The organism is Methylobacterium sp. Leaf89, from assembly GCF_001422215.1.
In the GTDB taxonomy this organism is placed as follows: domain Bacteria; phylum Pseudomonadota; class Alphaproteobacteria; order Rhizobiales; family Beijerinckiaceae; genus Methylobacterium.
Genome location: NZ_LMML01000008.1, coordinates 36,875 through 60,977, shown reverse-complemented (window position 1 = coordinate 60,977; position 24,103 = coordinate 36,875). Strand labels below are relative to the sequence as shown.

Annotated in this window: 28 protein-coding genes; 17 read left to right on the top strand and 11 right to left on the bottom strand. The window is 70.9% G+C overall.

The features are described from left to right. The 9 genes from ASF18_RS03725 to ASF18_RS03685 all read left to right on the top strand — a co-directional run bounded on the left by ASF18_RS03725 (window position 1) and on the right by ASF18_RS03685 (window position 9,137). Window positions 1-495, top strand: a complete 495-nt coding sequence (locus ASF18_RS03725) for a flagellar basal body-associated FliL family protein (RefSeq protein WP_056213255.1) — start codon at window positions 1-3, stop codon at window positions 493-495. 6 nt (window positions 496-501) lie between these two features. Then, window positions 502-1,287, top strand: coding sequence for a flagellar type III secretion system pore protein FliP (gene fliP / locus ASF18_RS03720; RefSeq protein ID WP_056349619.1), 786 nt, complete (start codon window positions 502-504; stop codon window positions 1,285-1,287). Between the two features lie 109 nt (window positions 1,288-1,396). Beyond that, window positions 1,397-3,094, top strand: a complete 1,698-nt coding sequence (gene fliF / locus ASF18_RS03715; protein WP_056277209.1) for a flagellar basal-body MS-ring/collar protein FliF — start codon at window positions 1,397-1,399, stop codon at window positions 3,092-3,094. Beyond that, window positions 3,094-3,759, top strand: coding sequence for a hypothetical protein (locus ASF18_RS03710; protein ID WP_056349616.1), 666 nt, complete (start codon window positions 3,094-3,096; stop codon window positions 3,757-3,759). Before fliF ends, ASF18_RS03710 begins: the two co-directional genes overlap by 1 nt. A 4-nt stretch (window positions 3,760-3,763) precedes the next feature. Then, window positions 3,764-5,149: a MotB family protein gene (locus ASF18_RS03705; protein ID WP_056349613.1), complete on the top strand. Its 1,386-nt coding sequence runs from the start codon at window positions 3,764-3,766 to the stop codon at window positions 5,147-5,149. A 14-nt stretch (window positions 5,150-5,163) separates the two neighbouring features. Beyond that, window positions 5,164-6,408: a chemotaxis protein MotC gene (locus tag ASF18_RS03700; protein WP_244472560.1), complete on the top strand. Its 1,245-nt coding sequence runs from the start codon at window positions 5,164-5,166 to the stop codon at window positions 6,406-6,408. Further along, window positions 6,405-8,063, top strand: a complete 1,659-nt coding sequence (locus ASF18_RS03695) for a flagellar hook-length control protein FliK (protein ID WP_056349610.1) — start codon at window positions 6,405-6,407, stop codon at window positions 8,061-8,063. Before ASF18_RS03700 ends, ASF18_RS03695 begins: the two co-directional genes overlap by 4 nt. After that, a complete protein-coding gene (locus ASF18_RS03690) occupies window positions 8,017-8,640 on the top strand; it encodes a transglycosylase SLT domain-containing protein (protein ID WP_082487038.1) in 624 nt (207 codons plus the stop codon). Before ASF18_RS03695 ends, ASF18_RS03690 begins: the two co-directional genes overlap by 47 nt. Before the next feature lie 140 nt (window positions 8,641-8,780). Next, the gene (locus tag ASF18_RS03685; RefSeq protein ID WP_056349607.1) at window positions 8,781-9,137 is read left to right on the top strand and encodes a cupin domain-containing protein; all 357 of its coding nucleotides are present in this window, start codon (window positions 8,781-8,783) and stop codon (window positions 9,135-9,137) included. Window positions 9,138-9,162: 25 nt separating this feature from the next. Here the strand turns inward: ASF18_RS03685 and ASF18_RS03680 are convergent, their stop codons facing one another. Next, a complete protein-coding gene (locus ASF18_RS03680; protein ID WP_056349604.1) occupies window positions 9,163-9,387 on the bottom strand; it encodes a hypothetical protein in 225 nt (74 codons plus the stop codon). 493 nt (window positions 9,388-9,880) lie between these two features. On the opposite strand from ASF18_RS03680, the gene ASF18_RS03675 reads away from it, so the two are divergent. Beyond that, complete coding sequence (locus ASF18_RS03675; protein WP_082487035.1) at window positions 9,881-10,129, top strand: hypothetical protein; 249 nt, start codon at window positions 9,881-9,883, stop codon at window positions 10,127-10,129. A gap of 133 nt (window positions 10,130-10,262) precedes the next feature. Here ASF18_RS03675 and ASF18_RS03670 read toward each other — a convergent pair whose 3' ends face one another. From ASF18_RS03670 to motA, 8 genes are all read right to left on the bottom strand, one after another. Further along, on the bottom strand, window positions 10,263-10,946 hold the full coding sequence (locus ASF18_RS03670; protein ID WP_056349601.1) for a response regulator transcription factor: 684 nt from the start codon (window positions 10,944-10,946) through the stop codon (window positions 10,263-10,265). 293 nt (window positions 10,947-11,239) lie between these two features. Further along, on the bottom strand, window positions 11,240-11,692 hold the full coding sequence (locus tag ASF18_RS03665) for a hypothetical protein (protein ID WP_056213276.1): 453 nt from the start codon (window positions 11,690-11,692) through the stop codon (window positions 11,240-11,242). Then, window positions 11,692-12,753 carry a flagellar biosynthesis protein FlhB gene (gene flhB / locus ASF18_RS03660; RefSeq protein ID WP_056213279.1) on the bottom strand — a complete coding sequence of 354 codons (1,062 nt, stop codon included), beginning with the start codon at window positions 12,751-12,753 and terminating at the stop codon, window positions 11,692-11,694. Before flhB ends, ASF18_RS03665 begins: the two co-directional genes overlap by 1 nt. A 27-nt stretch (window positions 12,754-12,780) precedes the next feature. Beyond that, the gene (locus tag ASF18_RS03655) at window positions 12,781-13,809 is read right to left on the bottom strand and encodes a flagellar motor switch protein FliG (protein ID WP_244472559.1); all 1,029 of its coding nucleotides are present in this window, start codon (window positions 13,807-13,809) and stop codon (window positions 12,781-12,783) included. A gap of 19 nt (window positions 13,810-13,828) precedes the next feature. Beyond that, window positions 13,829-14,218, bottom strand: coding sequence for a flagellar motor switch protein FliN (gene fliN, locus ASF18_RS03650; protein WP_056349599.1), 390 nt, complete (start codon window positions 14,216-14,218; stop codon window positions 13,829-13,831). A 107-nt stretch (window positions 14,219-14,325) separates the two neighbouring features. Continuing rightward, the gene (locus ASF18_RS03645) at window positions 14,326-14,625 is read right to left on the bottom strand and encodes a hypothetical protein (RefSeq protein WP_056213282.1); all 300 of its coding nucleotides are present in this window, start codon (window positions 14,623-14,625) and stop codon (window positions 14,326-14,328) included. Beyond that, window positions 14,609-15,541, bottom strand: a complete 933-nt coding sequence (locus ASF18_RS03640; RefSeq protein WP_056213285.1) for a FliM/FliN family flagellar motor switch protein — start codon at window positions 15,539-15,541, stop codon at window positions 14,609-14,611. The genes ASF18_RS03645 and ASF18_RS03640 overlap by 17 nt, the downstream gene beginning before the upstream one ends. Before the next feature lie 2 nt (window positions 15,542-15,543). Further along, complete coding sequence (motA, locus tag ASF18_RS03635; RefSeq protein WP_056349595.1) at window positions 15,544-16,416, bottom strand: flagellar motor stator protein MotA; 873 nt, start codon at window positions 16,414-16,416, stop codon at window positions 15,544-15,546. Between the two features lie 165 nt (window positions 16,417-16,581). Between motA and ASF18_RS03630 the strand changes: the two genes are divergently transcribed. Continuing rightward, complete coding sequence (locus ASF18_RS03630; RefSeq protein ID WP_056213289.1) at window positions 16,582-16,788, top strand: DUF3606 domain-containing protein; 207 nt, start codon at window positions 16,582-16,584, stop codon at window positions 16,786-16,788. A 10-nt stretch (window positions 16,789-16,798) separates the two neighbouring features. Here ASF18_RS03630 and dut read toward each other — a convergent pair whose 3' ends face one another. Both dut and ASF18_RS03620 read right to left on the bottom strand, forming a co-directional pair. Then, entirely contained in the window at window positions 16,799-17,290 is a 492-nt protein-coding gene (gene dut, locus ASF18_RS03625; protein WP_056213292.1) for a dUTP diphosphatase, read from the bottom strand. Continuing rightward, window positions 17,287-18,174, bottom strand: a complete 888-nt coding sequence (locus ASF18_RS03620) for a CoA ester lyase (RefSeq protein ID WP_056349592.1) — start codon at window positions 18,172-18,174, stop codon at window positions 17,287-17,289. The genes dut and ASF18_RS03620 overlap by 4 nt, the downstream gene beginning before the upstream one ends. A 339-nt stretch (window positions 18,175-18,513) precedes the next feature. Here ASF18_RS03620 and pstS point away from each other — a divergent pair, with 339 nt between their 5' ends. The 6 genes from pstS (at window position 18,514) to phoB (ending at window position 24,093) form a co-directional block, all read left to right on the top strand. Then, complete coding sequence (gene pstS / locus ASF18_RS03615) at window positions 18,514-19,551, top strand: phosphate ABC transporter substrate-binding protein PstS (protein ID WP_056213297.1); 1,038 nt, start codon at window positions 18,514-18,516, stop codon at window positions 19,549-19,551. A gap of 225 nt (window positions 19,552-19,776) precedes the next feature. Beyond that, window positions 19,777-20,751 (top strand): phosphate ABC transporter permease subunit PstC, encoded by a 975-nt coding sequence (gene pstC, locus ASF18_RS03610; RefSeq protein WP_056349589.1) that lies wholly within the window; start codon window positions 19,777-19,779, stop codon window positions 20,749-20,751. A 33-nt stretch (window positions 20,752-20,784) separates the two neighbouring features. Next, window positions 20,785-21,675, top strand: a complete 891-nt coding sequence (pstA, locus tag ASF18_RS03605; RefSeq protein WP_056213301.1) for a phosphate ABC transporter permease PstA — start codon at window positions 20,785-20,787, stop codon at window positions 21,673-21,675. A gap of 52 nt (window positions 21,676-21,727) precedes the next feature. Further along, the gene (gene pstB / locus ASF18_RS03600) at window positions 21,728-22,546 is read left to right on the top strand and encodes a phosphate ABC transporter ATP-binding protein PstB (protein WP_056213304.1); all 819 of its coding nucleotides are present in this window, start codon (window positions 21,728-21,730) and stop codon (window positions 22,544-22,546) included. 86 nt (window positions 22,547-22,632) lie between these two features. Then, window positions 22,633-23,358 carry a phosphate signaling complex protein PhoU gene (phoU, locus tag ASF18_RS03595; RefSeq protein ID WP_056213306.1) on the top strand — a complete coding sequence of 242 codons (726 nt, stop codon included), beginning with the start codon at window positions 22,633-22,635 and terminating at the stop codon, window positions 23,356-23,358. Window positions 23,359-23,388: 30 nt separating this feature from the next. Then, complete coding sequence (gene phoB / locus ASF18_RS03590; RefSeq protein WP_056349586.1) at window positions 23,389-24,093, top strand: phosphate regulon transcriptional regulator PhoB; 705 nt, start codon at window positions 23,389-23,391, stop codon at window positions 24,091-24,093. The last annotated feature ends 10 nt before the right edge of the window (window positions 24,094-24,103 follow it).

Sequence of the window (24,103 nt, the reverse complement as noted above, 5' to 3'; positions counted from 1 at the left end):
ATGGCGGCCAAGGACGACAAGACGGCGGCGAAGAAGGGCGGCGGCAAGGGCTGGATCCTGGCCCTCGCCCTGACCAGCCTCGTCGCCATCGGCACGGGCGGCGGTCTCGGCCTCTACCTCCTGTCCACCGTCGAGAAGGCGGTGGACGGCAAGAAGAAGGACGAGGAGGACAAGGCGGTCAAGGTCCTGAAATACACCGGCGACCTCGCCCTGCGCAGCGTCGGCTCGGTGGTCACCAACCTCGCCGACACCAACGACGCCTGGGTCCGCCTCGAATCCTCGGTCGTGTTCAAGACCGGCGCCGTGCCGAACCCGGACGTGGCGCTCGCCGAGATCCGCTCCGACATCGTCGCCTACCTGCGCACCGTCTCCCTGAAGCAGATCGAGGGTGCCAGCGGGCTCCTGCACCTGCGCGAGGACCTCAACGAGCGGGTGGCCCTGCGCACGAAGGGGCAGGTCCGCGAGCTGATCGTCGAGATGCTGGTGGTGCAGTAGGGGCCCATGACCGTGTCGACCCTCTCAAGATCCGTCACCGCCGGCCTCGCCCTCGCCGCCGGACTCGGCGCCGGCCTCGCCCTCGCCGGGCCGGCGCTGGCCCAGTCGGCCACGGGCCTGCCCGCCCTCGATGCGCTGCTGCCGGCCGGGAACGGGGCGGCGAGCGGGCGCATCCTGCAGCTCGTGGCGCTGCTCACCGTGCTGTCGCTGGCCCCCGGCCTCCTCGTCATGGTGACGAGCTTCACCCGGTTCGCCATCGCGTTCTCGTTCCTGCGCTCGGGCCTCGGCCTCCAGAGCACGCCGGCCAACATCTTCCTCGTCAGCCTGTCGCTGTTCATGACCTTCTACGTCATGGCGCCGACCTTCGACCGGGCCTGGGAGGAGGGCCTGAAGCCGCTCACGGAGAACCGGATCTCCGAGGTGGAGGCGATCCCGAAGCTCGTCGAGCCGTTCCGGGAGTTCATGACCCAGCATGTCCGCCCGAAGGACCTCCAGACCTTCACGGATCTGGCCAGCCGCAACATCCCGAAGGCCGAGGGGGGGGAGAAGATCGACCTGCGCATCCTGATCCCGGCCTTCATGATCTCGGAGCTGCGCCGCGGCTTCGAGATCGGCTTCCTGATCGCCCTGCCGTTCCTGGTGATCGACATGATCGTCTCCACCATCGTCATGTCGATGGGCATGATGATGCTGCCGCCCACGGTGATCTCGCTGCCGTTCAAGGTGCTGTTCTTCATCCTCATCGACGGCTGGAACATGCTGGTGGGGGGCCTGGTCCGGTCGTTCTTCTAGCGCTTCGGCGGCGCGGGCCGCCCGGCGCGTCGCGACGCAATCTCCGCGCAAGGCTGGCGGGCGACAGGACGGGATCGGATCGCGGATCCGAAGCGGAGCAGCCCACCGAATGTCCGGTCTTCAGCACGCCGAACGGCTCTGGAACAACATCCTCGCCCTCGGCGGACGGCGCATCGCCGCCCTGTCGCTCATCGGCGTGGTCGTGTTCCTCGCCGTCGGCCTCGGCGCCTATTACCTGAGCCGCCCGGCCCAGGAGCCGCTCTATACGGGCCTGAGCCGCGAGGATGTCGGGCGCATCGGCAGCGTCCTGAAGGACGCCAACATCCCCTTCGACGTCAGCGCCGACGGCGCGGCGGTGCTCGTCGCCTACGGCCACACCGCCCAGGCCCGGATGCTGCTCGCCGAGAAGGGCCTGCCGCAGAGCGCCAAGTCCGGCTACGAGCTGTTCAACGACCTCGGCTCGCTGGGCATGACCTCGTTCATGCAGGAGGTGACCCGCGTGCGCGCCCTGGAGGGCGAGATCGCCCGCACCATCCAGGGCATGAAGGGCGTGAAGGCCGCCCGGGTCCACATCGTGCTGCCCGACCGGGGCTCGTTCCGCCGCGACCAGCAGCCCCCCTCCGCCTCCGTGGTGGTGCGGACCGAGCCCGCCGACGACGTCAGCGGCGCCCAGTCGATCCGTCACCTCGTCGCCTCCGCGGTGCCCGGCATGAAGCCCGACCGCGTCACCGTGATCGGCTCGGACGGTTCGCTCCTGCTCTCCGGGGACGATGCCAACGCGGTGCCCACCGGCAAGATGGCGACCCTGGAGAAGACCATCGGCCACGAGGTCCAGGACAACATCCGCCGGACGCTGACCCCCTATCTCGGCGTCGGCAACTTCGAGGTCAGCGTCGCGGCGCGCCTGAACACCGACAAGACGGTGCAGAACGAGACGATCTTCAATCCCGACCAGCGCGTCGAGCGCTCGACCCGGGCCGTGCGCGAGACCGAGAACTCGCAGAACCGCAACGCCGGCCAGCGGCCCACCACCGCGCAGGCGAACCTGCCCGACCAGCGCGCCCGCTCGGATGGCGGCGACACCGCCAGCAACGAGACGCAGAAGCGCGAGGATCTGACGAACTACGAGATCTCCTCGAAGACGATCCAGACGGTGAGCGACGGCTACAACATCAAGCACATCTCGGTGGCGGTCCTCGTCAACCGCGCCCGCCTCGCCGCCCTGGCCGGGCCGGATGCCAGCAAGGCCGCCATCGACGCGCAGGTCGCCGAGATCGAGCAACTCGTCGGCTCGGCCGCGGGCTTCAACAAGGAGCGCGGCGACAACGTCAAGGTCGCCGCCGTCGGCTTCGTCAATGACGGGCAGCCCCTGGAGCCGGTGGCCCCCCTCAGCCTCACCGACGTGCTGATGCGCCAGTCGGCGACCCTCATCAACGCCGGCACCATCCTGCTGGTCGCCGGCCTGCTGATCTGGTTCGGCCTGCGCCCCGCCATGCGGGCCATCCTGGAGATCCCGGCCGCCCAGCAGGAGGAGGCCCGCGCCCTGGCCGCGGCGGCGGAGGCCCAGGCCCTCGCGGCGGCCGCGCCGAACGCGGCGCTCGCGGGTCCCAACGCCGCCCTCGGCGCCGATCCGGACGCCGTCGCGAGCCTCGCGGCCCCCGGCCAGAGCCCGGTCGCCAGCATGATCGAGGACCTCACCGAGAAGCTGAACCGTTCGCCGCAGAAGAGACTTGAGCAGATGATCGAGGCCGACGAGGCGCAGGCCGCCGAGATCCTGAAGCGCTGGCTGCTGCGTGAGGCCGCGTGATGGCCCCCGCGATCGCCCGCCTCCTGCCCGACTTCTCCGACGCCGTGGTGCCGGTGCGCGGCGCCCCCGCGCCCCACACCGCCGCGCCCCGTCCCTCCGAAGGGCTCGCGGCCCTCCTGCGCAAGCCCGTGGAACCGCCCGAGGACCGCGAGGCCCTGCTCCGCGCCGCCGAGGCCCGGGGCCTGGAGCGCGGACGCGAACTCGGTCGGGCGGAAGCTGCCGCCGAGTCCGCCTCGGTGATCGCCTGCCTGCAGGCCGATCACGCGGCCCGCCTCACCGAGACGCGCCAGGCCTGGTGCGTGGAAGAGGGCGACCGCCTCGCGGCCGGCTTCGCCGACGCGCTCCAGGCCCTCGGCGCCGGACTCACCGACCGGGTGGGGCATCTCCTCGTGCCCGTGCTCACCGAGGCCCTGCGCCGCCAGGCCGTCGACGAGCTGGCCCAGAGCCTCGCCCGCATCCTCGGCGAGGCCCGCGCGCCCGTGCGGGTGAGCGGACCGGCCGACCTCCTCGACGCGGTGGCGGGCAAGCTCGGCCTCTTCGAGGCCACCCTCGCGTTCCAGCCCTCCGAGGCCGTGGACGTCACGGTGCAGGCCGACCAGACCGTGATCGAGACCCAGCTCGGCGCCTGGGGCCGCCTCATGACCGCCGCGGTCCAGGGAGCCTGACCCGATGGCGGACGAGGGCCACCACGAGATCATCATCATCCGGCGCCACGGCGACCACGAGGACGGTCACCACGGCGGTGCCTGGAAGATCGCGCTCGCCGACTTCATGACCGCCATGATGGCGCTGTTCCTGGTGCTGTGGCTGATCGGCTCCACCACCAAGGAGACGAAGTCGGCCATCGCCGAGTACTTCAACCCGGTGAAGCTCGCCGACGTGAGCTTCGATCGCAAGGGCCTGCGCGATCCCCAGAACAAGCCCGGCGAGCCCACGCCGGAGGAGGGCAAGCCCGACGGCGGAACCGGCGACAGCAGCGCCGACGGCAAGGGCGGCCAGTCCGACGCCAAGTCGGACGCCAAGACCGACGGCAAGAGCGCCTCCGGGCCGCCGGGCAGCCGCGCCCGCGAGGCGGCCCTGTTCCAGGACCCCTACGCGGTCCTGGCCAAGCTCGCCGCCGAGCTCGAGCCCGGCCCGGAGACGGCCTCGGCCGACGCGGTCGTGACCGAGACCGGCGAGCCCGGCATCAAGGGCGGCGAGGCCGCCCGCGATCCCTTCGATCCGCTCTACTGGCAGGTGGCGCCCCTCGCCAAGACACGCACCGAGCAGGCCGGGTCCACCGGGACGGTGACCCCCCTGCCGCAGGAGGCGCGCCCCGACGTGCGCGCGGCCGCCCCCGGGGCGAAGCCGGCCGCGATCAAGGTCGCCTCGGCCCTGCCGGGCGAGACGGACGCCAGGGTGATGGCGCTCCTGGCCAAGGCTGAGGCGCCTAAGACTGAGGCGCCCAAGACCGAGGCGCCCAAGGACGCGAACAAGGACGCGAAGGCTGCGGCCGAGGCCAAGTCGGCCGCCGAGAAGGCGGCCGCGGAAGCCAGGTCCGCGGAGGCCCGGGCGGCCGAGGAGGCCCGGCAGGCGGCCGATGCCGCCGAGACCGCGACGCTGGCCGAGATCAGGGCCGAGATCGCCAAGGTGCTGCCGATGCAGGGCGGCGCGCCGGCGCCCCGCACGGAGGTCCGCCGCACCGGCGAGGGCATCCTCATCAGCCTCACCGACGAGGTGAACTTCGCGATGTTCAGCGTCGGTTCGGCCGAGCCGCAGGCCAAGGTGGTGCGGGCCCTGGAGCAGGTCGCCCGCATCCTCAAGGACCGGCCCGGCCGGATCGTCGTGCGCGGCCACACCGATGCGCGCCCCTTCCGCTCGGAGGTCTACGACAACTGGCGGCTGTCCTCGGCCCGGGCACAGATGGCCTCCTACATGCTCGTGCGCGGCGGCGTGCCCGACGCACGCCTGGAACGCATCGAGGGCTATGCCGACCGTCAGCCGCGCAACCCCGCCGATCCGAAGGCGGCCGAGAACCGGCGCATCGAGATCCTGCTGCGGGCGCGGCCCGAGTGATGCGGGCCGCCGGGATGCGCCGCGCGCGGATCGCCTGCGTCCTGCTCGCCGGCCTGGGCTTCGTCCCGGCCGCCTGGGGGGCGGACTCCCACGGCGCGGGGGATCACGGCGGAAGCGATCACGGCGCCGCCCCGGCCGCCCCGATCGAGCCCCTGCCCGTGGCCCCGCGCCCGGTTCCGGTGGAGCTGGTGCGCACGCTGCAACTGCTCCAGGACCGGATCGCCCAGGGCTCGGCCCAGGCCCATCAGGGCCAGCGCGCCTTTCTGTCCCTGGCCGAATCGCGCATGCTCGGCCTCGATCCCGAGACCTGGGCCGACCCCGTCAGCGTGCACGCGGCGGTGACCTTCGGGCTCGGCGGCGGCGGCCCGGGGCTGCTGCGCCACCTCGTCGCCTCGGGCAAGGTGCCGGAGGCCGAGCGGCCGGTGGTGTTCGGCGCGCTCGCCTATCTCGAGGGACGCGAGAAGGAGGCCCGCGCCCTCCTGGTGAAGATCGACCCGCTGGTCGTGCCGGTGAGTCTCGGCGCGCAGCTCGCCCTGGCGCAATCCGCCCTGGTGGTGCGCGACGATCCCACCCAGTCGATCCGCCTCCTCGACCTCGCGCGCCTGCTCGCCCCCGGCACCCTGGTGGAGGAGGGGGCGCTGCGCCGCGAGATCTTCGTGCTGGCCCAGGCCAACGACCTGGCGAAATTCGAGACCCTGGCGGTGCAGTACCTGCGGCGCTTCCGCCACTCGGTCTATGCCGGCAACTTCCGCCAGCGCTTCGCCGCCGCGCTCACCCGACTCGACTTTGCCGGCGACGACGTCCGCTTCGCCCGCCTCCAGGCCATGCTCGACGAGATCGAGATCGAGGGGCGGCGCGAGCTCTACCTCCTTCTCGCCCGGGCCGCCCTCGATCAGGGCAAGACCACCACGGCGGTGTTCTCCGCCGAGCGCGGCGTCACCCTGGCGGAGCCCGGCTCGCCGGAGGCGGTGCGCGCGCGCCTCTATCGCGCGGCGGCCCTCCTCGTCGTGGAGGGGCGCTTCGACGAATCCGTCGAGACCCTGCGCATGACCGACCGCACCGTGCTGGACTCCGCCGACCGCGACCTCTTGGACGCCGCGCTCTCGACCGCCCGGGAGATCCGGGCCGGGCCGCCCGCCCCGATCCCGGTCCAGGCGGACCCCACGGGTCCCCGCGTCCTGCCGGTCGCGCCATCCATTGCCCGGGCGCAGGACGCCATCGGGCGCATCGACGAGATCATGCGCAGGAGCGAGCGTTGAACACCCTCGGTGCCACCAGTCCCGGCCCCCGCGCCCTGTCGGACGCGCCCGGCCCCCGCGGCGCAGGCTCGGAGACGCCGGAGGCGCCCCGCGATGCCTTCGGGGCCGTGCTGGGCGCCCTCGGGGGAGGACGCAACGCGGACGAGACGCCCACGCCGGAAGCCGACCGGCCGGGCCGCCGCCGCGACGACGAGGCCGCCCCGGCCCCGTCCGGTGAGGAGACCGATCCGCTGGCCCTGCTCGCCCTCGTGGTTCCGACGGCCGCCCCCGCCGCCGGCGCCCCGGCGCCGAAGCCGCAGGCGATCACCCTCGAGACCCTGGTGGCCCGCGCCTTGCCGGCCCAGTCCCCGGGGCAGGCCGTGGCCAGCGGCCCGGCGACCCGGCCCGGCGGACCGGACGGTCCGGCCGGGACGGCCGGGACGGACCTGCTGGCCGGGGCGGACCTGCTTCCGGGGGCGGACCTGCTGGCTGCGACGGACCCGGTCGCCGCCGGCCGCGTGCCGCAGGCCGCGGGCGCCGAGGCGCGGACCCGCATCGCCGTGCTCCAGCGCGAGACCCACTTCGCGCCGGTGCTTCCGAGCCTCCTCGGCGGATCGCGGGCGGCCGTCCCGGCGCCGGGCGCGCCCGGCCTGCCCGATGCTGCGGCGCTCCTGCCCGCCGCCGCGGGGGGCTTGCCCGCCGCCGCGGGGGGCCTGGCTCCCGGCGAAGCCGCCGCTGCGGTCGGCCCGACCCCGGCCGCGCCGCCGACCGGCCCGGCGAACCTGCCCGCATCGGGCGCCCCCGTCCTTCCGGCGCAGCCCCCGACGCAGGGCGCCCTCGTCTCCGCGACCGCGGCGGCGGCCCCCGCGCGCGCGCCGGGATCGCTCTCGGGCGACGCCGTCATGCCCGCGCGCGATCCCGTCCGTGGCGGCGCGGGACCGAGCGCGATCGAGCGGGCCCCCGCAACACCCTCTCCGATCCTGCGCGTCGATCCGGTGGCGGCGTCCGCCGAGACCGGCACCGCGGCCGCGCGCGCGGCCCGGAGCAGCCTCGCGCCGGCCCTGCCGGGCGTTGCCGACGCGAACCTGTCCACCCCCCTGACCCTGCCGGCCGGGTCCCTGTCCGGCCCGGCCGCCGCGCCGGCCCAGCAGGTGGCCGCCGCCGTCCTGGCGGAGCTGCCGCGCGGACCGGCCGGGGCCGTCCCCGGCGCGCTGCCCGGGGCTCCGACGGGGGAGGGCCCCCTGAAGCTCCTCACGCTGCAGCTTCATCCGGCGGACCTCGGCACCGTTCTGGTGCGGATGCGCCTGCGCGACGGCCAGCTCGAGATGAGTCTTCAGGCCAGCCGCGAGGACTCGGCGCGCCTGCTCCGCGAGGGCGGCGAGGTCCTCAACGATCTCCTGCGCCAGGGCGGCTACCGGCCCGAGAGCGTCACCGTCACCGTCGCGTCGCCCCCGGCCGACGGCCGGGGCGCATTGGGGAATCCAGGCTCGCAACAGGGACAGGGCGCACAGGGCTTCCCGGGCCAGGGCGAGTCCGGTGCGAACCAGGGCCGCCCCACCCCGGACCAGGCCGGGCGCCGGTCCTCCCCGGGCGGCGATCCGGCCGCCTCCGACCTTCACGAGCGGATGCATGAGAGCGTTTCGAGCAGCCCTGATCGCAGCGGCGTTTACCTCTAGCCCCGGCCTGGCCGTCTCCGGTCTGGGCGGGGCGCTGGCCAACAGCGCCCCGCCGGTGCCGGGAAAGGCTGCGGCGCTGCCGGCCTCGGCCAATATCTGCGAGCGGGAGATGGCGGGGGCCTCGGCCAAGCACGGGGTGCCGCTCGGCGTCCTCTACGCGGTCGGCTTGACGGAGAGCGGCCGGCGCGGCTCGCTGCAGCCCTATGCCATGAACATCCAGGGCCGGGCCTATTTCGGCACCAGCGCCGCCGACGTGATGAGCCAGCTCGCCCAGGCGCGGGCGAGCGGCATCAAGCTCGTCGACCTGGGCTGTATGCAGATCAACCACCACTATCACCGCGAGAAGTTCGCCAGCCTGGAGGCGATGATCGATCCGCGCCAGAACGTCGAGTACGCGACCCTGTTCCTGAAGCAGCTGAAGGCGCGCGAGGGCAGCTGGACCCTGGCGGTGGCGCGCTATCATGCGGGTCCGAACAACAATCCGGCCCAGAAGCAGTATGTCTGCCGGGTCATCACCAACATGGTGGCCACGGGCTTCGGCGCCTGGACGCCGGGGGCGCGCAGCTTCTGCCAGTAAGGCGCGCGCGCATTGGGGACTCCGTCGGAGCCTCCTCTCGCGCCACGCCCCCGTCCGAGCCCCCTTGTGGCCTGGACGGCCTCCGGGGGCCGCCAGGTGGCGCCGACTTTGCGAGCGTCCCGGCTTAGGAAGGAACGCCCATGGCCTTTGCCTGCACCATCCCCGCGGTCGCCACCCTTCAGCAGGACGACGCAACCGTGCGCATCACGCGGTGGGATTTCGCGCCCGGCGCGGTCACCGGCTGGCACGAGCACGGATGGCCCTACTTCGTCGTGATGCTGGTGGCCGGAACCCTCAGGGTCCACGACGGCGACCGGGTCACCGACAGCGCCCTGGAGGCCGGCCAGGCCTATACCCGCCCGGCCGGCATCCGGCACGACGTGATGAACGGCTCCGACCACCCGATCGCCTTCGTGGAGATCGAGGTCAAACGCCCGGAGGCCCTGGTCACGACGGCGGAGCCCGGCGACGGGCCGTCCCCGCCGGCAGGGTCCTGAGCCGTCCCGGGGCTCGGGCGCGTCCTCACGCGGAGGCCGCCCATCGCTCCTGCATCAGCTGCATCGACGGCGGCAGGCCGAGGACACGGCGATAGACGGCGATGCGCCGCAAGGCCTTCTGCTGTTCCCGACCTGATTGGGCGCGACACATCCGTTCCGCGGACCCCAGCAGCATATCGGCGTCACGGGCTGGCAGGGCCGCCAGGGTCTGTAGCGCGGGGAGAGCCGACCGGGACATGTGCATGAACACGGAACGTCCGGCGCGCCGGCTTGCGGCCGTCACGGCTGCGTGAGCGGGCGAATGTGGTAAATAGATTCCTCCGCCCCTCGGCGTTTGGGGAGGACGACGCGCAAGGGGCGGGCCGCTGAATCACGGCGACGGCTGCGCCCGATCAGGGATCGGCCGGCGAGCCGCTCTTGCAAGCACAGGCGCGCGATCGGTGGTGCGGATGCTGATGAACCGCGGCGCATGTGCTGTTTCTCACCTGAGAACATCAAAATACGATTGAGAGACGCGAAAATTAAATTTGGGCGGCCAAATCTTCCATTTCAGGCCTATGCGCTGAAGACATGGCTCTTAGCGTCGAGGCCTCCGAACCCTCCTCTGGAGCATGCGCTATAGTGGTCGGACGCTGAGGCCTTCGCATTATGGTGCGTTGCAAAATGAGCAAGTCGCAGCGCACAAAAATGTGGTTTCATCTCCTCAACGGCCGGCACGTCGCCAGCCAAACCGGAGATTTCAGATGCGCGCGACCCGCCTCTTCGCCTTGACCGTCCTCGCGTCCGCCACCTTCGCCACCGGCGCGGCCATGGCGGGCGAGGCCCTCTACCTGACGCCCCCGCTGTTCCGTGAGCAGGCGCGCGAGACCCAGCAGGTGCGGACTCTCAGCGACCTGACCACCACCCCTCAGCCCGTCGCCCCCGCGAAGGCCGCCACCGCCCCGCAGAGCGCGCTGGCCGGCAGCGAAGTCGAAACGACGGGCTCCTTCTGAGGAAGAGACCGACCGCCGCGACCCTGCGGTCCATCCGCCGAGGTCGTCGAACCCAGGCTCATCGGGCGATCCCCTGAAGGATCCGCCCCGGTGGGCCCGTTTCGTTGTGCATCGGCGTCGCGGCAGGCGGGGCTCAGCCGACGAAGGTGTAGCCCATGAAGCGCTTGGCCTCGATCGGGTCGTAGCCGAGGCGCTGGCTGAGCTTCTTGCGCAGCTTGCTGACGTGGCCCTCGATGACGCTCTCCTCGACGCCGTTGCTGTAGACGCCGTAGACGATGTTGTAGATCTGCGACTTGGTCATCCGCCGGCCCCGGTTGCGCACCAGGCACTCCAGGATGTGGCGCTCGCGCCGCGGCAGGGGCAGCACCGCGCCGTCCACCTCGGGATCGCGGCCATCGAAATGCACCTTCAGGCGCTCGGGCTCGGGCGGCGCCTCGCGGACCGGGCCGGCCTGCGCGTTCACCCGGCGCCAGATCGCCTCGGAGCGTGCCAGGATCTCCCGGATATGGACGGGCTTGGGCAGCACGTCGTCGATGCCGGCCTCGAAGAGCTGCAGGGTCTGGTCGAGGGAGCGCACGTCGCTCAGGGCGATGATGGGGGCGCGCGACAGCTTGCGGATCAGCGTGGCGCACTTCGCCCGGCCCTCGAAATCGCCCAGGAGGAAGCCCTGGATCGCCTCGCGGTCGACCCGGGAGGAAGACTGGAACCAGTGGGTGAATTCCTGCGGGTCGAGGCCGAGGGAGGAGATGCCCTCGCGGTCGAAGCTCGCCTTGTAGCCGGAATTCACCGAAGGCCGCTCGTCGACCAGGACATACATCGGCAATCTCCGGATGATCTTGCGACGGTCGGGGGTATGCTGGGTTACAACTGGACAGCGAAACAATCAGGGGTCGGTACGGAGCCTTGCACGTCGCTCCTCAAGTCCAGCCTGGCCGAGGGAATCGCCTATCATTTAGCAATGTCGGGCATCGCCGGCGCCGTCAATGAGGTTCGGGTCACACGCAGATGTGATCGCGCGATCGGCGCGTCGACAAACGGTCGCGGTGCGGGCGATGAGCTGCGAGGACGCGGCCGGGTCGGATCGATCGGGCCGGTGCGCCCGGCCTCCGCTCAGGCGGCGGCGCGGGTCAGGCGGGCCCCGGCGAGGGCCGTCTCGAAGCCGTCGAGGCAGAAGGTCGGGCCCTGGTCGGCCAGGATCCGCTGGATCGCGACGCCCACGTAGACGCCGTCGAGGATGAGCTTGAAGAACACCGTCACGGGTTCGGTGACGAACTCCATGTCGAGCACCACGGTGAGCGAGCGGCCCCAGTCGAACCGGACGTCGGCCCCGTCCGCGTACGCGATGGTCGCTTCCTTGAAGAACGGCTCGGCGGAGGAGGCGACGAGGTCGGCGATGTTCCCGTGCCGGGCGGCCTGCACCCAGCCGATCAGGATGCCGCCGTCGAGGAGGCAGAGTTCCGCGATGAAGTCCCGGATCGCGTTGGCGAAGACGCGCTCGGCATCGGCGAGCACGTCCGGGACGTCCACGCACAGGGCTCCGGGGGAGGAAGACGCCTCGGTCATCAGCGAGCCTTCGAGAACAGGAAGAACAGGATCTGAGCCACTGCGCTGTAGAACTCCGCGGGAATCATCTGGTCCACCTCGACACTGTCGTACAGGGACCTTGCGAGAGGCTTGTCTTCCACGACCGCAATGCCGTTCGCCTCGGCGATTTCTCGGATGCGGAGCGCCACGAGGTCCTTTCCCTTGGCGAGAACGAGAGGCGCGGGCTGTTCGTCGCGCGCATACCGGAGCGCGATCGCGTAGTGCGTCGGATTGGCGATGACCACGGTGGCCTGCTTCACATTGGCGAGCATGCGCTTGCGGGAGCGGTCCTGGGCCAGGGAGCGCAGGCGGCTCTTCACCAGGGGATCGCCCTCGGTCTGCTTGTGCTCGTCCTTGAGGTCCTGCTTCGACATCCGCAGGGAGCGCTGCCAGCGCAGGCGCGACCAGACCAGGTCGGCGGCCACGATGACGATGGTGGCGATGCAGACGACGGAAACGAGCCGGATCGAGACGGTGAGGATGAGGTCCGGGATCTGGCTCGGGTCGGTGAACATGGCACTCACGGCTTTGCTGCCCTCCGAGCGCAGGAGCAGCAGGCAGACGAGACTGATGCTTAAAAATTTAAGGACCGATTTCAGGAACTCGAGCTGACCCGCTTTTCCGAAGATTCGTCCCCAGCCCGCCGCCGGCGAGATGCGCGACCATTGCGGGCGGATGCGTTCGCCCACGAGGCTCGGCACGTTCTGGATCAGGGCGGAGACGAGGCCGCAGAGGCCGAGGATCAGCACGACCGGGATCAGGAAGCGTGCGGCCGCCATCGCGGTTCCTTCGAGAATCCGGGCGACGTCCTGATTGTTCTCCAGGGCGAAGTCGCGGGGATGGTCGAAGAAGGGCGCGAGCGCCTGCATCAGGGGCGTGACCGCGTCGCGCACGACGAAGCTGAGGGCGATGAGCAGGCCGAGGATCGAGGCGAAGATGGGGGCCTCCCGGGAGAACGGGACGTTGCCCTTCTCGACGGCCTCCCGGATCTTCCGCTCGGTGGCGGCTTCGGTCTTGCTCTCCTGATCCTCGTCGGACATCGCTCACGCCGGGTCGGGCCACCGTCCCTAGCGGACGAGGGCCTCGACCTCGTCCCCGGAATTGATCTCCAACTCGCCGCGCCCGGCCATCTCGAGGGCGAGGTCGGTGATGCTGCGGCGGGCCTCGGTCACGTCCTTCTGCGCGGCCGGCTCGCCGCCGTTCAGCTCGTGCTCGACCATGCGGCGGACGCGGGCGGAGAGGGCGCCGAGGATGACGCTGCGGAACTCCGCGTCGGTGCCCTTGAGCGCCAGGACCAGGCGGTCGTTGGGCACGGCGTCGAACAGCGTGGTCCGGGCACGGGGCTGGAGCTTCACGATGTCGTCGAAGGTGAAGAGCAGGCCCTTGAGGATCTCCACGGATTTCGGGCGCGACTCGGACAGGCTGGTGAGCACCTCGTCGATCTGGGTCCGCTCCATCTTGTTGATGATGTCGGCCATCTTCGCGTGGGTGTCGGCCCCGCCGTTGCGGGCGCCGCTGGCGAGGAGGTCCTCGTGCAGGGCGCGCTCGACGGTGGCGATCACCGCGTCGCAGACCGGCTTGAAGCTCAGCATCCGCCGCATCACCGTGTTGCGGGTGGGCTGGGGCAGGTGGGCCATCACCTTGGCGGCCGCCGCGGGCTTCAGGCGGGACAGCACGAGGGCCGCGGTCTGGGGATGCTCCTTGATCAGGTAGCTCGCGATCACGCCCTCGGAGACCGTGGTCAGGCGCTCCCAGACCGAGCGCGTGGCGTCCCCCCGGACGTCGGCCAGGATCTCGGCCACCTGGTCGGCGGGGAGCAGGCCGGTGAGGAGCTTCTCCACCTCCGACGCGGTGCCGACGAGGCGCCCGTCGGCGGCGAATTCGTGCGAGAACATCTCCACGATGTCGTCGAGCTGGTGGGCGCTGACGGTGCCGAGCTGCGTCGCCGAGCGCGTGATGCGCCGGATCTCCTCGGGATCGAAGTACTTCAGCAGGCGACCGGCCGCCGGCTTGCCCATGGCGAGCAGCAGCGCCGCGACCTCGTCCACGGGGTTGAGGTGCCGGTGGACGCCCTGCGTCCGGTGGGGGATCGGCACGCTCGCCACGGGTTCGCCCTCAGCCGTTCTGGCCGGCATCGGCCGGGCCGACGATCTCGGTGAGGGAGACCCCGAAGCGGGAATTGTCCTCCTCGACCACGACGATCTCGCCCCGGGCGACGACGCGGCCGTTGACCGTGACGTCCACGGGCTCTCCGACCCGGTGGTCGAGGGGCACGATGGCGCCGCGCCCGAGCTTCATCAGGTTGGCCACCGGCATCGTCGCCGAGCCGAGGACCACCTGGATCAGCACCGGGATGCGAAGGATCGAATCGAGGTTGCGGCTATCGCCGATCCGCGCGTCGCCGGCCGCCGACCCCTCGGGCGCGACGCTGGGCGAGACGGTCGGAAAGACCGGGGCGGTGCCGGTGGACGCGAGGTCCGCATCGTCGAAGGGGCTGTTGCTCATCGTCCGCTCGTCAGGGGCTGCAATCGAACGTCAGGGGAAGAGTCGTCTGGCAGCGGAAGGGAAAGGATCGGGGAAACGCGGCCGGGGCGCAAGCGGATCGGCCGGCCTCAGCCCAGTTGGGGGGCGCGTGTGGCTGCAAGATCGCGTCGGCTCGCCTCCAATTCGGCGAGGGTCTGGCGCGCTTCGCCGATGCGCTGGTCGAGGGCCTCCAGGATCTCGCGTCCCTCGGTGCTGAAGTTGCGGACCGCGTCGCCCGCCTGGGCGAGGGCCTGGCCCGACTGCGTCAGGATGCGGCCGTACTCGGCCTGGGTCCGGTCGAGGCGCTTCAGCTTGAGGTACATCGGCACCACGCAGGCACTCGTCGCCACGAGGGCCACGAGGAGAATGGTGTCAACCCACGGTGTCATCGGGTGTGCCTTCCTTGTCCTGTGCGATGGCCTCGTCGACCCGCAGCACGTAGGAGCCCTGCGCCTGGCCCATGTGGCACCAGAACAGCGGGCGGTCGTTGCCCTCGAGCTTCACCCGGGTCGAGGGCGTGGCGTCGAGGCCGATGATCTGGCCGACCTTGAGGTCGGCGATCTCGCCCAGCGTCAGCAGGCGCTCCTCGAGCACCGCCCGGAGGGTGACTTCCGCCTTCTGCACCTCGGCGGCGATCTGCTGCGTCCATTTCGGGTCGCGGGCGGCCGTGTCGCCGGTGAGCACCTTGGACAGGGCGGGCCGCATCGGGTTGATGACCGATTGGGGCAGGATGAGGAACATCTCGCCGCCGCGGTTGAGCGCCTGGATGGTGAACTTGGCCTCCACCGCCTTGTTGTTGCGCCCCCCGATCACGGCGAACTCCATCCGGGTCTCGGTCCGCTCCAGGCGGAACGGCGTCGCGGAGACCAGGGAGAACGACGATTCGAGCGCGCGGCCGACCTGTTCCAGGATGGTCTGGGCGAGCCGGATCTCGAGGCTGGAGAAGGCGCGCTCGTCCTCCACCGGCGGCTCGGCCCCGTCGCTGCCGAACAGGGCCTCCACCATGGTGAAGAGGAAGTCCCGGTCGAGGCCGATGAGGATGTGGCTGTCCCATTCGGGGGCGTGGAAGATGCCCGCCACCGCGTTGTTCTCGTAGGCGTCGAGCATCTCGCCGAAGCGGCCGCTCGCGAAGCCGCTGAAGGCGAAGTAGACCGGCGAGGCGACGAGGGGCTTCAGGTTGTCCGAGCAGCCCGAGGTGAGCCGGTCGAACACCACGTTCAGCATCGGCATGCGGTCGAGGGACAGGCCCCCGGCCTCGATCAGGCGGGCGCGGATGTCGGTGGCGTTCCCGGTGGGGCCGTCCATGCTCAGGCGGCCTCCCGCTGGGCGCCGCCGGTGACGGTGGCGTTCTCGACCTCGTCGATGGTGGGACGATCGGCGAGCGAGATGCCCTTGCGCCCGTGCTCGACGGCGATCTGCGGCACCGCTCCGCTCATGTGGGCGATCAGGCTCTGCTTCACGATGATGTAGACGTGGTTCTGCTTCTCGCGGATGGTCTTGATCTTGATCGCGAAGGGGGCCAGCACGCCGTAGGACATGAACACCCCGAAGAATGTCCCCACGAGTGCGGCGCCGATGAGGCCGCCGAGGATCTGCGGCGACTGGTCGAGGGCGCCCATCGCCTTGACGATGCCGAGCACCGCCGCCACGATGCCCAGCGCCGGCATCGCCTCGGCCACCGTGGTCACGGCGCCGTAGGGCTTGAGGCGGTCCTTGCGGTAGCCGCTGATCTCCTCGTCCATCAGCGCCTCGATCTCGTGGGCGCGGGCGTTGCCGATCAGGATCAGGCGGGCATAGTCGCAGATGAACAGCACCAGGTCGGCGTTCTTGGCCACGTCCGGGTAGGCCTTGAAGATCTCGGAATTGGCCGGGTCGTCGAGATGCGGCTCGACCTCGTTGCGGGGCTTGGTCTTCAGCTCGCGGATCAGGGCGTGCATCAGGCCGAGGAGGGCGAGGTAGTCCTTGCGCTTGGGCACCTTGCCCGTGAGCGCGTCGAGGCTGGCCTTGCCCGTATCGACCACCGTCTTCATCGGGTTGGCCATGACGAAGGTGCCGGCGCCCATGCCGCCGATGATGACGAACTCCCAGGGCTGCCAGAGCACGACGAGGTGGCCGCCCATGGCGACGAAGCCGCCGAGCATGCAGCCGATTGCGATGACGAGGCCGATCAGAACGCCCAAGGCTCAACGCCTCCGATGGGAATGTGGAATCCGATGCAGCGGACCTACGCAGGATGGCTTGCGCGGGGCTGGGTGGGCGGGGCACGGGGGCGGGTGAGCCGCGAAAACGCACCGGCGGCCCGGCCGCGCGTTAGGGAGGAACCCGATACAGCAGCGAGACACGCCATGAGCAGCAGCGCGACCCCCGACAACGACCACGAGCCCGCCACCGTCAACGTCTCGGAGCCCTGGACCCTGGCCTACTGGGCCCGCCGCTTCGAGGTGCCGCGCGAGGACGTCGAGGCCGCCGTCGCCGCGGTCGGCCACGAGCCCGCGAAGGTCGCCGCTGAGCTCGGCCGGCCCTGGCCCTTCGCAGGCAGCGGCATCGTCTGAGGCGCGCGCCCTAGCGCCGCCCGGTCGAACCGAACCCGCCGGTGCCCCGCGCACCGGCCTCCCCGGAGGGCGGCACCGCGTCCGAGGCGTCGCGGAGCGTGAGCGCCGGCCGGGTCACGCGGGTGAAGACGAGCTGGGCGATGCGGTCGCCGGGCTCGATGCGCAGGTCGGTCCCGCCGGGATTGCGGTTCCAGGCCGAGATCATCAGCGGCCCTTCGTAATCGGCGTCGATCACGCCGGTGCCGTTGCCGAGGACGAGGCCCTCGCGATGGCCGAGGCCGGAGCGCGGAAAGACGAGGCCGCACCAGCCCGGGTCGCCGATGGCCAGGCTGAAGCCCGCCGGAATCAGGGCCGGCGGCCCCTGGGGCGCCAGCGCCAGCGGCGCGTCGAGGCAGGCATGCAGGTCGAGGCCCGCGGCGGCCGCCGAACCCCAGCGCGGAAAGCCCCAGCCGGAGAGGCGGCCGTCCAGGAGGCGGATCTCGACGGCGAGGGCCGCGCTCACGCCGTCCGGGCCGCGATGGCGTCGGCCAGGGCCACGGTGCGGGCGGCTTCGGCCGCGTGCAGGCGCTCCACCATCTGGCCGTCGAGGCCGATGACGCCGCGGGTGCGGTTCTCCGGTTCGGCGAAGGCGGCGAGGATGCGCCGGGCCCAGGCGATCTCGGCCTCCTCGGGGCCGAAGGCGGCGTTGGCCGGGGCGATCTGGTCGGGATGGATCAGCATCTTGCCGTCGAAGCCGCAATCGCGGCCCTGCGCGCACTCGGCCGCGAAACCGGGCGCATCGCGAAACGCGTTGTAGATGCCGTCGATGACGTCGATCTCGTAGGCGCGCGCGGCCGCGATCACGCTCATCAGCCAGGGCATCAGGGCGGGGCGGCCCGGCACGCCGAGGCGCAGCCGGCTGGCCTTGGCCAGATCGTTCGGCCCCACCATGAGGCAGGCGAGCCGGGTGTCGACGTCCCGGGCCGAGCTGGCGATCTCGGCAAGGTGCAGGATCGCCATCGGGCTCTCGATCATGGCCCAGGTCCGGGTCCGGTCCGGGGCGCCGAGGCGGCGCAGGCGCGAGCCCACCGCCACCAGGGCGTCGGCCCCCGTCACCTTCGGCACCACGATCGCGTCCGGCCCGGCCGGCGCGATGGCGGCGAGGTCGTCCGCGCCGTCGGGCGTGTCGAGGGCGTTGATCCGCACCACCACCTCGCGCGGGCCGAAGCCGCCCTCGGCCACGGCGCGGGCCACGGCCTCGCGCGTCGCGGCGCGGGTCTCGGGGGCCACCCCGTCCTCGAGGTCGATCATCACCACGTCGGTGGGGAGGGTGCGGGCCTTCACGAGAAGGCGCGGATTCGACCCCGGCATGGCCAGGACGCTGCGGCGCGGGCGGATCTCGGTCATGGCGCATCCCTCGAGGCACGGTCGGGAATCGGGCGCCGCACGTCCGCACCCGGCGACGCGCCGTTCCGGTCGAGGCCTCGACCGGCAGCGACTCGCCCTCGGCCCCGGCGATAGCCTCCCGCGAATCCCGATTCAAGGCGGCGACGCGGACCGAGCGCCGGCCCGTCCTCCCCGGAAAAGCGCGTCGGCCGCGGGCGGTCCGCCCCTGTCCGGGGCCCGTGTCATCGAACTGTCGCGCAATCGTCATACCGCCTTAGCCCAACCGACCGTATGGCGCGGTGCACAACGGCTCACGGGCGCCGCGCCCGGGCCGATGCGCGCTCCTCAAGGAGACCACAGATGAAATTCACGACCCTCGCCGCCCTCGTGGGCCTCGGCCTCGCCACTCTCGCCCCCGCTCAGGCGGCCGAGATCACCGGCGCCGGCGCCACCTTCCCGTTCCCGGTCTACTCCAAGTGGGCCGAAGCCTATCGCAAGGAGAGCGGCCTCGGACTGAACTACCAGTCCATCGGCTCGGGCGGCGGCATCAAGCAGATCCAGGCCAAGACCGTCGATTTCGGCGCCACCGACGCGCCGCTGAAGGGCCCCGCCCTGGAGAAGGACGGCCTCGTCCAGTTCCCGACCGTCATGGGCGGCGTGGTCACCGTGGTGAATATCCCGGGTGTCGAGCCGGGCAAGCTGAAGCTCACCGGCGAGGTCATCGCCGAGATCTACGCCGGCAAGATCGCCAAGTGGTCGGACGCCAAGATCGCCAAGCTGAACGAGGGGCTGAAGCTCCCCGACGCCAACATCACCCCGGTCTACCGGTCCGATGCCTCCGGCACGACCAACATCTTCACCACCTACCTCTCCCAGGTCTCCGAGCCCTGGAAGAAGGAGTACGGCGCGGCCACCACGATCAGCTGGCCGGTGGGCCAGGGCGGCAAGGGCAACGAGGGCGTCACCGCCACCGTCAAGCAGGTCCCGAACGCCATCGGCTACGTCGAGTCGGCCTACGCCAAGCAGAACAAGCTGAGCTACGCCCTGATCCAGAACAAGGCCGGCAAGTTCCCGCAGCCCGACGACAAGGCCTTCCAGGCCGCCGCCGCCAGCGCCGACTGGAAAGCCGCCCCCGGCTTCGGCATCTCGCTGACCAACGAGGGCGGCGAGGGCGCCTGGCCGATCACCGCCGCCACCTTCATCCTGGTGCACAAGGACCCGGCCGACGCGGCCCGCACCGCCGAGGTGCTGAAGTTCTTCGACTGGGCCTACAAGAACGGCGACAAGCTCGCCGTCGACCTCGACTACGTGCCGCTGCCCGACACCGTCGTCAGCCAGATCCACGACGCGTGGAAGGAGATCAAGGGCAAGGACGGCAAACCCGTCTTCAACATGTAGGCCCGTCCTCACCCGGGAAGCCGAACCTCGCGGGCGCTCCGCCCGCGGGGCCAGGGGGCGAGCCACCGCGCCCCAATGACTGCGACCGACGGGCCCGGCGTCGCGATGCCGGGCTCCCCCTTCGCCACCCCCTATCGCCACCCCTTGGCAACGATCCGGTGATCCCCCCTCGCGCCGACGACCGGCGCAGGGTAGGACGCCGCCCGGTGAAGAGAAGACATTCGGATGGCCGCCTTGACTGACCAGATCGCCCTGACGCGGGGCCGCGCCGCGGCCCGCAAGACGCCCGGCGGCCTCGGCGACAGCCTGTTCCGCGCGGCCTCCTACGGCGCGGCGATCCTGGTGCTCCTGTTTCTGGCCGGCATCCTGGCCTCCATCGCGTACGGCGCCTGGCCGGCCTTCCGGGAATTCGGCCTCGGCTTCATCACCTCCAGCGTCTGGAACATCGGGCAGGAGCAGTACGGCGGCCTTGTGGCCATCGTCGGGACCCTGGCCTCGGCCGTCCTCGCCCTGCTGATCGGCGTGCCGCTCTCCCTCGGCATCGCCGTCTACCTGACGCAGCTCTGCCCCGGCTGGGCCCGCAAGCCCGTCTCGATGACCATCGAGCTCCTCGCCTCGGTGCCGAGCATCATCTACGGCATGTGGGGCCTGTTCGTGTTCGCCCCGCTCTTCGCCCGCTTCGTGCAGGTGCCGGTGTCGAACCTCGTCGAGGGCATGCCGATCGTCGGCACCCTGTTCTATGCCCGCGTCCCCTCGGGCGTCGGCATCCTCACCGCGGGCATCATCCTGGCCATCATGATCGTGCCCTTCGTGGCCTCGATCACCCGCGACATGCTCGACCAGATCCCGACGGTGCTGCGGGAGAGCGCCTACGGCATCGGCTGCACCACCTGGGAGGTGGTGCGCCACGTGCTGGTGCCCCAGGCCTCGGTCTCCATCATCGGGGCCATCATGCTGGGCCTCGGCCGGGCGCTCGGCGAGACCATGGCGGTGACCTTCGTCATCGGCAACGCCAACCGCCTCTCGGGCTCGGTCTTCGACCCGGGCTCCACCATCGCCTCGCGCATCGCCAACGAGTTCAACGAGGCCGACGGCATGCAGCTGAACGCCCTGATGGCCCTCGGCTGCATCCTCTTCGTCATCACCTTCTTCGTCCTGATCGTCGCGCGCCTCCTCACCCGCCGCGCGAAGGTCGCCTGAGGCCAGCCTCACCGAGTCGTCAGGAGCCGCATCATGGACGCCGCGAACCCCCTCACCACCGCCGCCCCGGCCCGGATCAGCCGGGTCCGGCCCGGCCGCCGGGTCGCCGACCGGATCCTGATCCTGGCGAGCACGATCGCCACGCTGGTGGGCATCGTCGTGCTCGGCTCGATCCTGTTCATGCTGGTGGTCGAGGGCATCAAGGGCGTCTCGCCGACCCTCTTCACCGCCCCGACGCCGGGGCCCGGTTCCGAGGGCGGCGGCATCGCCAACGCGATCCTCGGCAGCCTGGTGATGACCCTCCTGGCCATCCTGGTGGCGACGCCCGTCGGCGTGATGGCGGGGACGTTCCTGGCCGAGTACGGCCGCAACTCGAAGATCGCCGACGTCATCCGCTTCCTCAACGACATCCTGCTCTCGGCGCCCTCGATCCTCATCGGCCTGTTCGTCTACACGCTGATGGTGCGCCCCATGGGCTCCTATTCCGGCTGGGCCGGCGCGGTGGCGCTGGCCATCATCGCCACCCCGGTGATCGTGCGCACCACCGAGGACATGCTGCGACTCGTGCCCTCGACCCTGCGCGAGGCCGGCGCCGCGCTGGGCGCCCCGCCCTCCATCGTCATCCGGAGCATCACCTGGCGCGGCGCCAGCGCCGGCATCGTCACCGGCATCATCCTGGCCCTGGCCCGCATCGCCGGCGAGACCGCGCCGCTGCTCTTCACCGCGCTTAACAACAACAGCTGGTTCGCCCCCAATCTGATGGGCGGCGTGCCGAACCTGCCCGTGATGATCTACCAGTTCGCCCTCTCGCCCTATCCGAACTGGCAGCAGCTCGCCTGGGCCGGCGCCCTCCTCATCACCGTCACGATCCTCGCCCTGTCGATCGTGGCCCGCTTCGTCATCAAGACCGAGCGGTCGCGCTGACCACCCGCGCGCCGCCTGTCCCCGCCGCTTCGCCCGATAGGATCTTGAACCGATGAACGCCGCCCCCGGGATCACGTCCGCGCAGCTCACCGGACGCCACAAGGCCGACGAGTCCTCACCGGTCCGCATCGCCGTCAAGGACCTGAACTTCTACTACGGCAGCTTCCACGGCCTGAAGTCGGTCAACCTCAACTTCCACGACCGCCAGGTCACGGCGCTGATCGGCCCGTCGGGCTGCGGGAAGTCCACCCTGTTGCGCACCTTCAACCGGATCTACAGCCTGTATCCGGACCAGCGCGCGGAAGGGGAGATCCTCCTCGACGGCCAGAACGTCCTGGATTCCGGGGTCGACCTGAACGAGCTGCGCTCGCGCATCGGCATGGTGTTCCAGAAGCCGACCCCGTTCCCGATGTCGATCTACGACAACGTCGCCTTCGGCCTGCGCCTCTACGAGAAGCTGCCCAAGGCCGACCTCGACATGCGCGTCGAGGAATCCCTGCGCAAGGCCGCCCTCTGGGACGAGGTGAAGGACAAGCTCAAGCAATCCGGCATGGGCCTCTCGGGCGGCCAGCAGCAGCGCCTCTGCATCGCCCGCACGGTGGCCCAGCGCCCCGAGGTGATCCTGTTCGACGAGCCGACCTCGGCCCTCGACCCGATCTCGACGGGCCGCATCGAGGAGCTGATCGAGCAGCTGCGTTCGGAATTCACCATCGTCATCGTCACGCACAACATGCAGCAGGCGGCGCGCATCTCGCAGTTCACCGCCTTCATGTATCTCGGCGAACTGGTGGAGTTCGGGCCCACCACGCGCATCTTCATGAATCCGGAAAAGCGCCAGACGCAGGACTACATCACCGGCCGCTTCGGCTGATCCTCCGCCGGCCGGTCTCGGCCCGCGTCCCCCATCACCGCCAGGGCGGGCCCCGGACAGGCGGGCCCGATCGAGGAGCGAACCCCATGCCCGACCACATCGTCAAATCCTACGATACGGACCTCGAGGACCTGCGCCGCTCGATCTCCGAGATGGGCGGCATCGCCGAGAAGATGATGACCGAGGCCGGCGAGGCCCTGGTGCGCCGGGACGCGCCCCTGGCCCAGGCGGTGATCGCCGCCGACGCCCGCCTCGATACCCTCCAGCGCGAGATCGAGGAGCGGGCGATCCTGCTCATCGCCCGGCGCCAGCCCCTGGCCATCGACCTGCGCGAGACCGTGACGGCGATCCGCGTGTCGAACGATCTCGAACGCATCGGCGACCTCGCCAAGAACGTCGCCAAGCGCGTCGTGGCGATCGCCGACCAGATCCAGCCGCAGAAGATCGTCATCGGCGTCCAGCACATGAGCGACCTGGTGCAGGAGCAGCTCAAGGACGTCCTCGACGCCTATGCCAGCCGCGACACCAAGGCGGCCCTCGACGTCTGGGAGCGCGACGACGCCATCGACGCCCTCTACAATTCCCTGTTCCGCGAGCTCCTGACCTACATGATGGAGGACCCGCGCAACATCTCGTTCTGCACGCATCTCCTGTTCGTGGCCAAGAACATCGAGCGCATCGGCGACCACACCACCAACATCGCCGAGACGATCCACTACCTCGTCACCGGCGAGAACCTCCTGGCCGAGCGCGAGCGCCCGAAGAACGACGCGTCCAACTACGCCACCGTGGACATGCCCGGCGCGGCCTGACCCCCGTGCCGGTCTGATCGAAAGCGCACGATGAGTACGCGTATCCTGATCGTCGAGGACGAGGAGGCCCTGACCCTCCTCCTCCGCTACAACCTCGAGGCCGAGGGGTTCATCGTCGACTCGGCCGCCCGCGGCGACGAGGCGGACCTGCGCCTGCAGGAGCAGGTGCCCGACCTCGTCCTGCTCGACTGGATGCTGCCGGCCCTGTCGGGGATCGAGCTCTGCCGCCGCATCCGCGCCCGGCGCGAGACCGAGCGGCTGCCGGTCATCATGCTCACGGCGCGGGGCGAGGAGGGCGACCGCATCCGGGGCCTCGGAACGGGCGCCGACGACTACATCGTGAAGCCGTTCTCGGTGCCGGAGCTCCTCGCCCGGGTCCGCGCCCTGCTGCGCCGGGCCAAGCCGGCCCACGTCGCCAACCTGCTGGTGGCCGGCGACATCGAGCTCGACCGGGTCAGCCACCGCATCCGCCGGGAAGGCCGCGAGATCCATCTCGGGCCGACCGAGTTCAAGCTCCTCGAATTCCTGATGCAGAGCCCCGGCCGGGTGTTCTCGCGCGAGCAGCTCCTCGACGGCGTCTGGGGCCACGACGTCTACATCGACGAGCGCACGGTCGACGTCCATGTCGGGCGCCTGCGCAAGGCCCTGAACCGCCCGCGCCAGAGCGACCCGATCCGCACGGTCCGCGGCTCGGGCTACTCCTTCGACGAGATGTTCGAGGCCGACGCCGAGTAGAAAGGGCAGC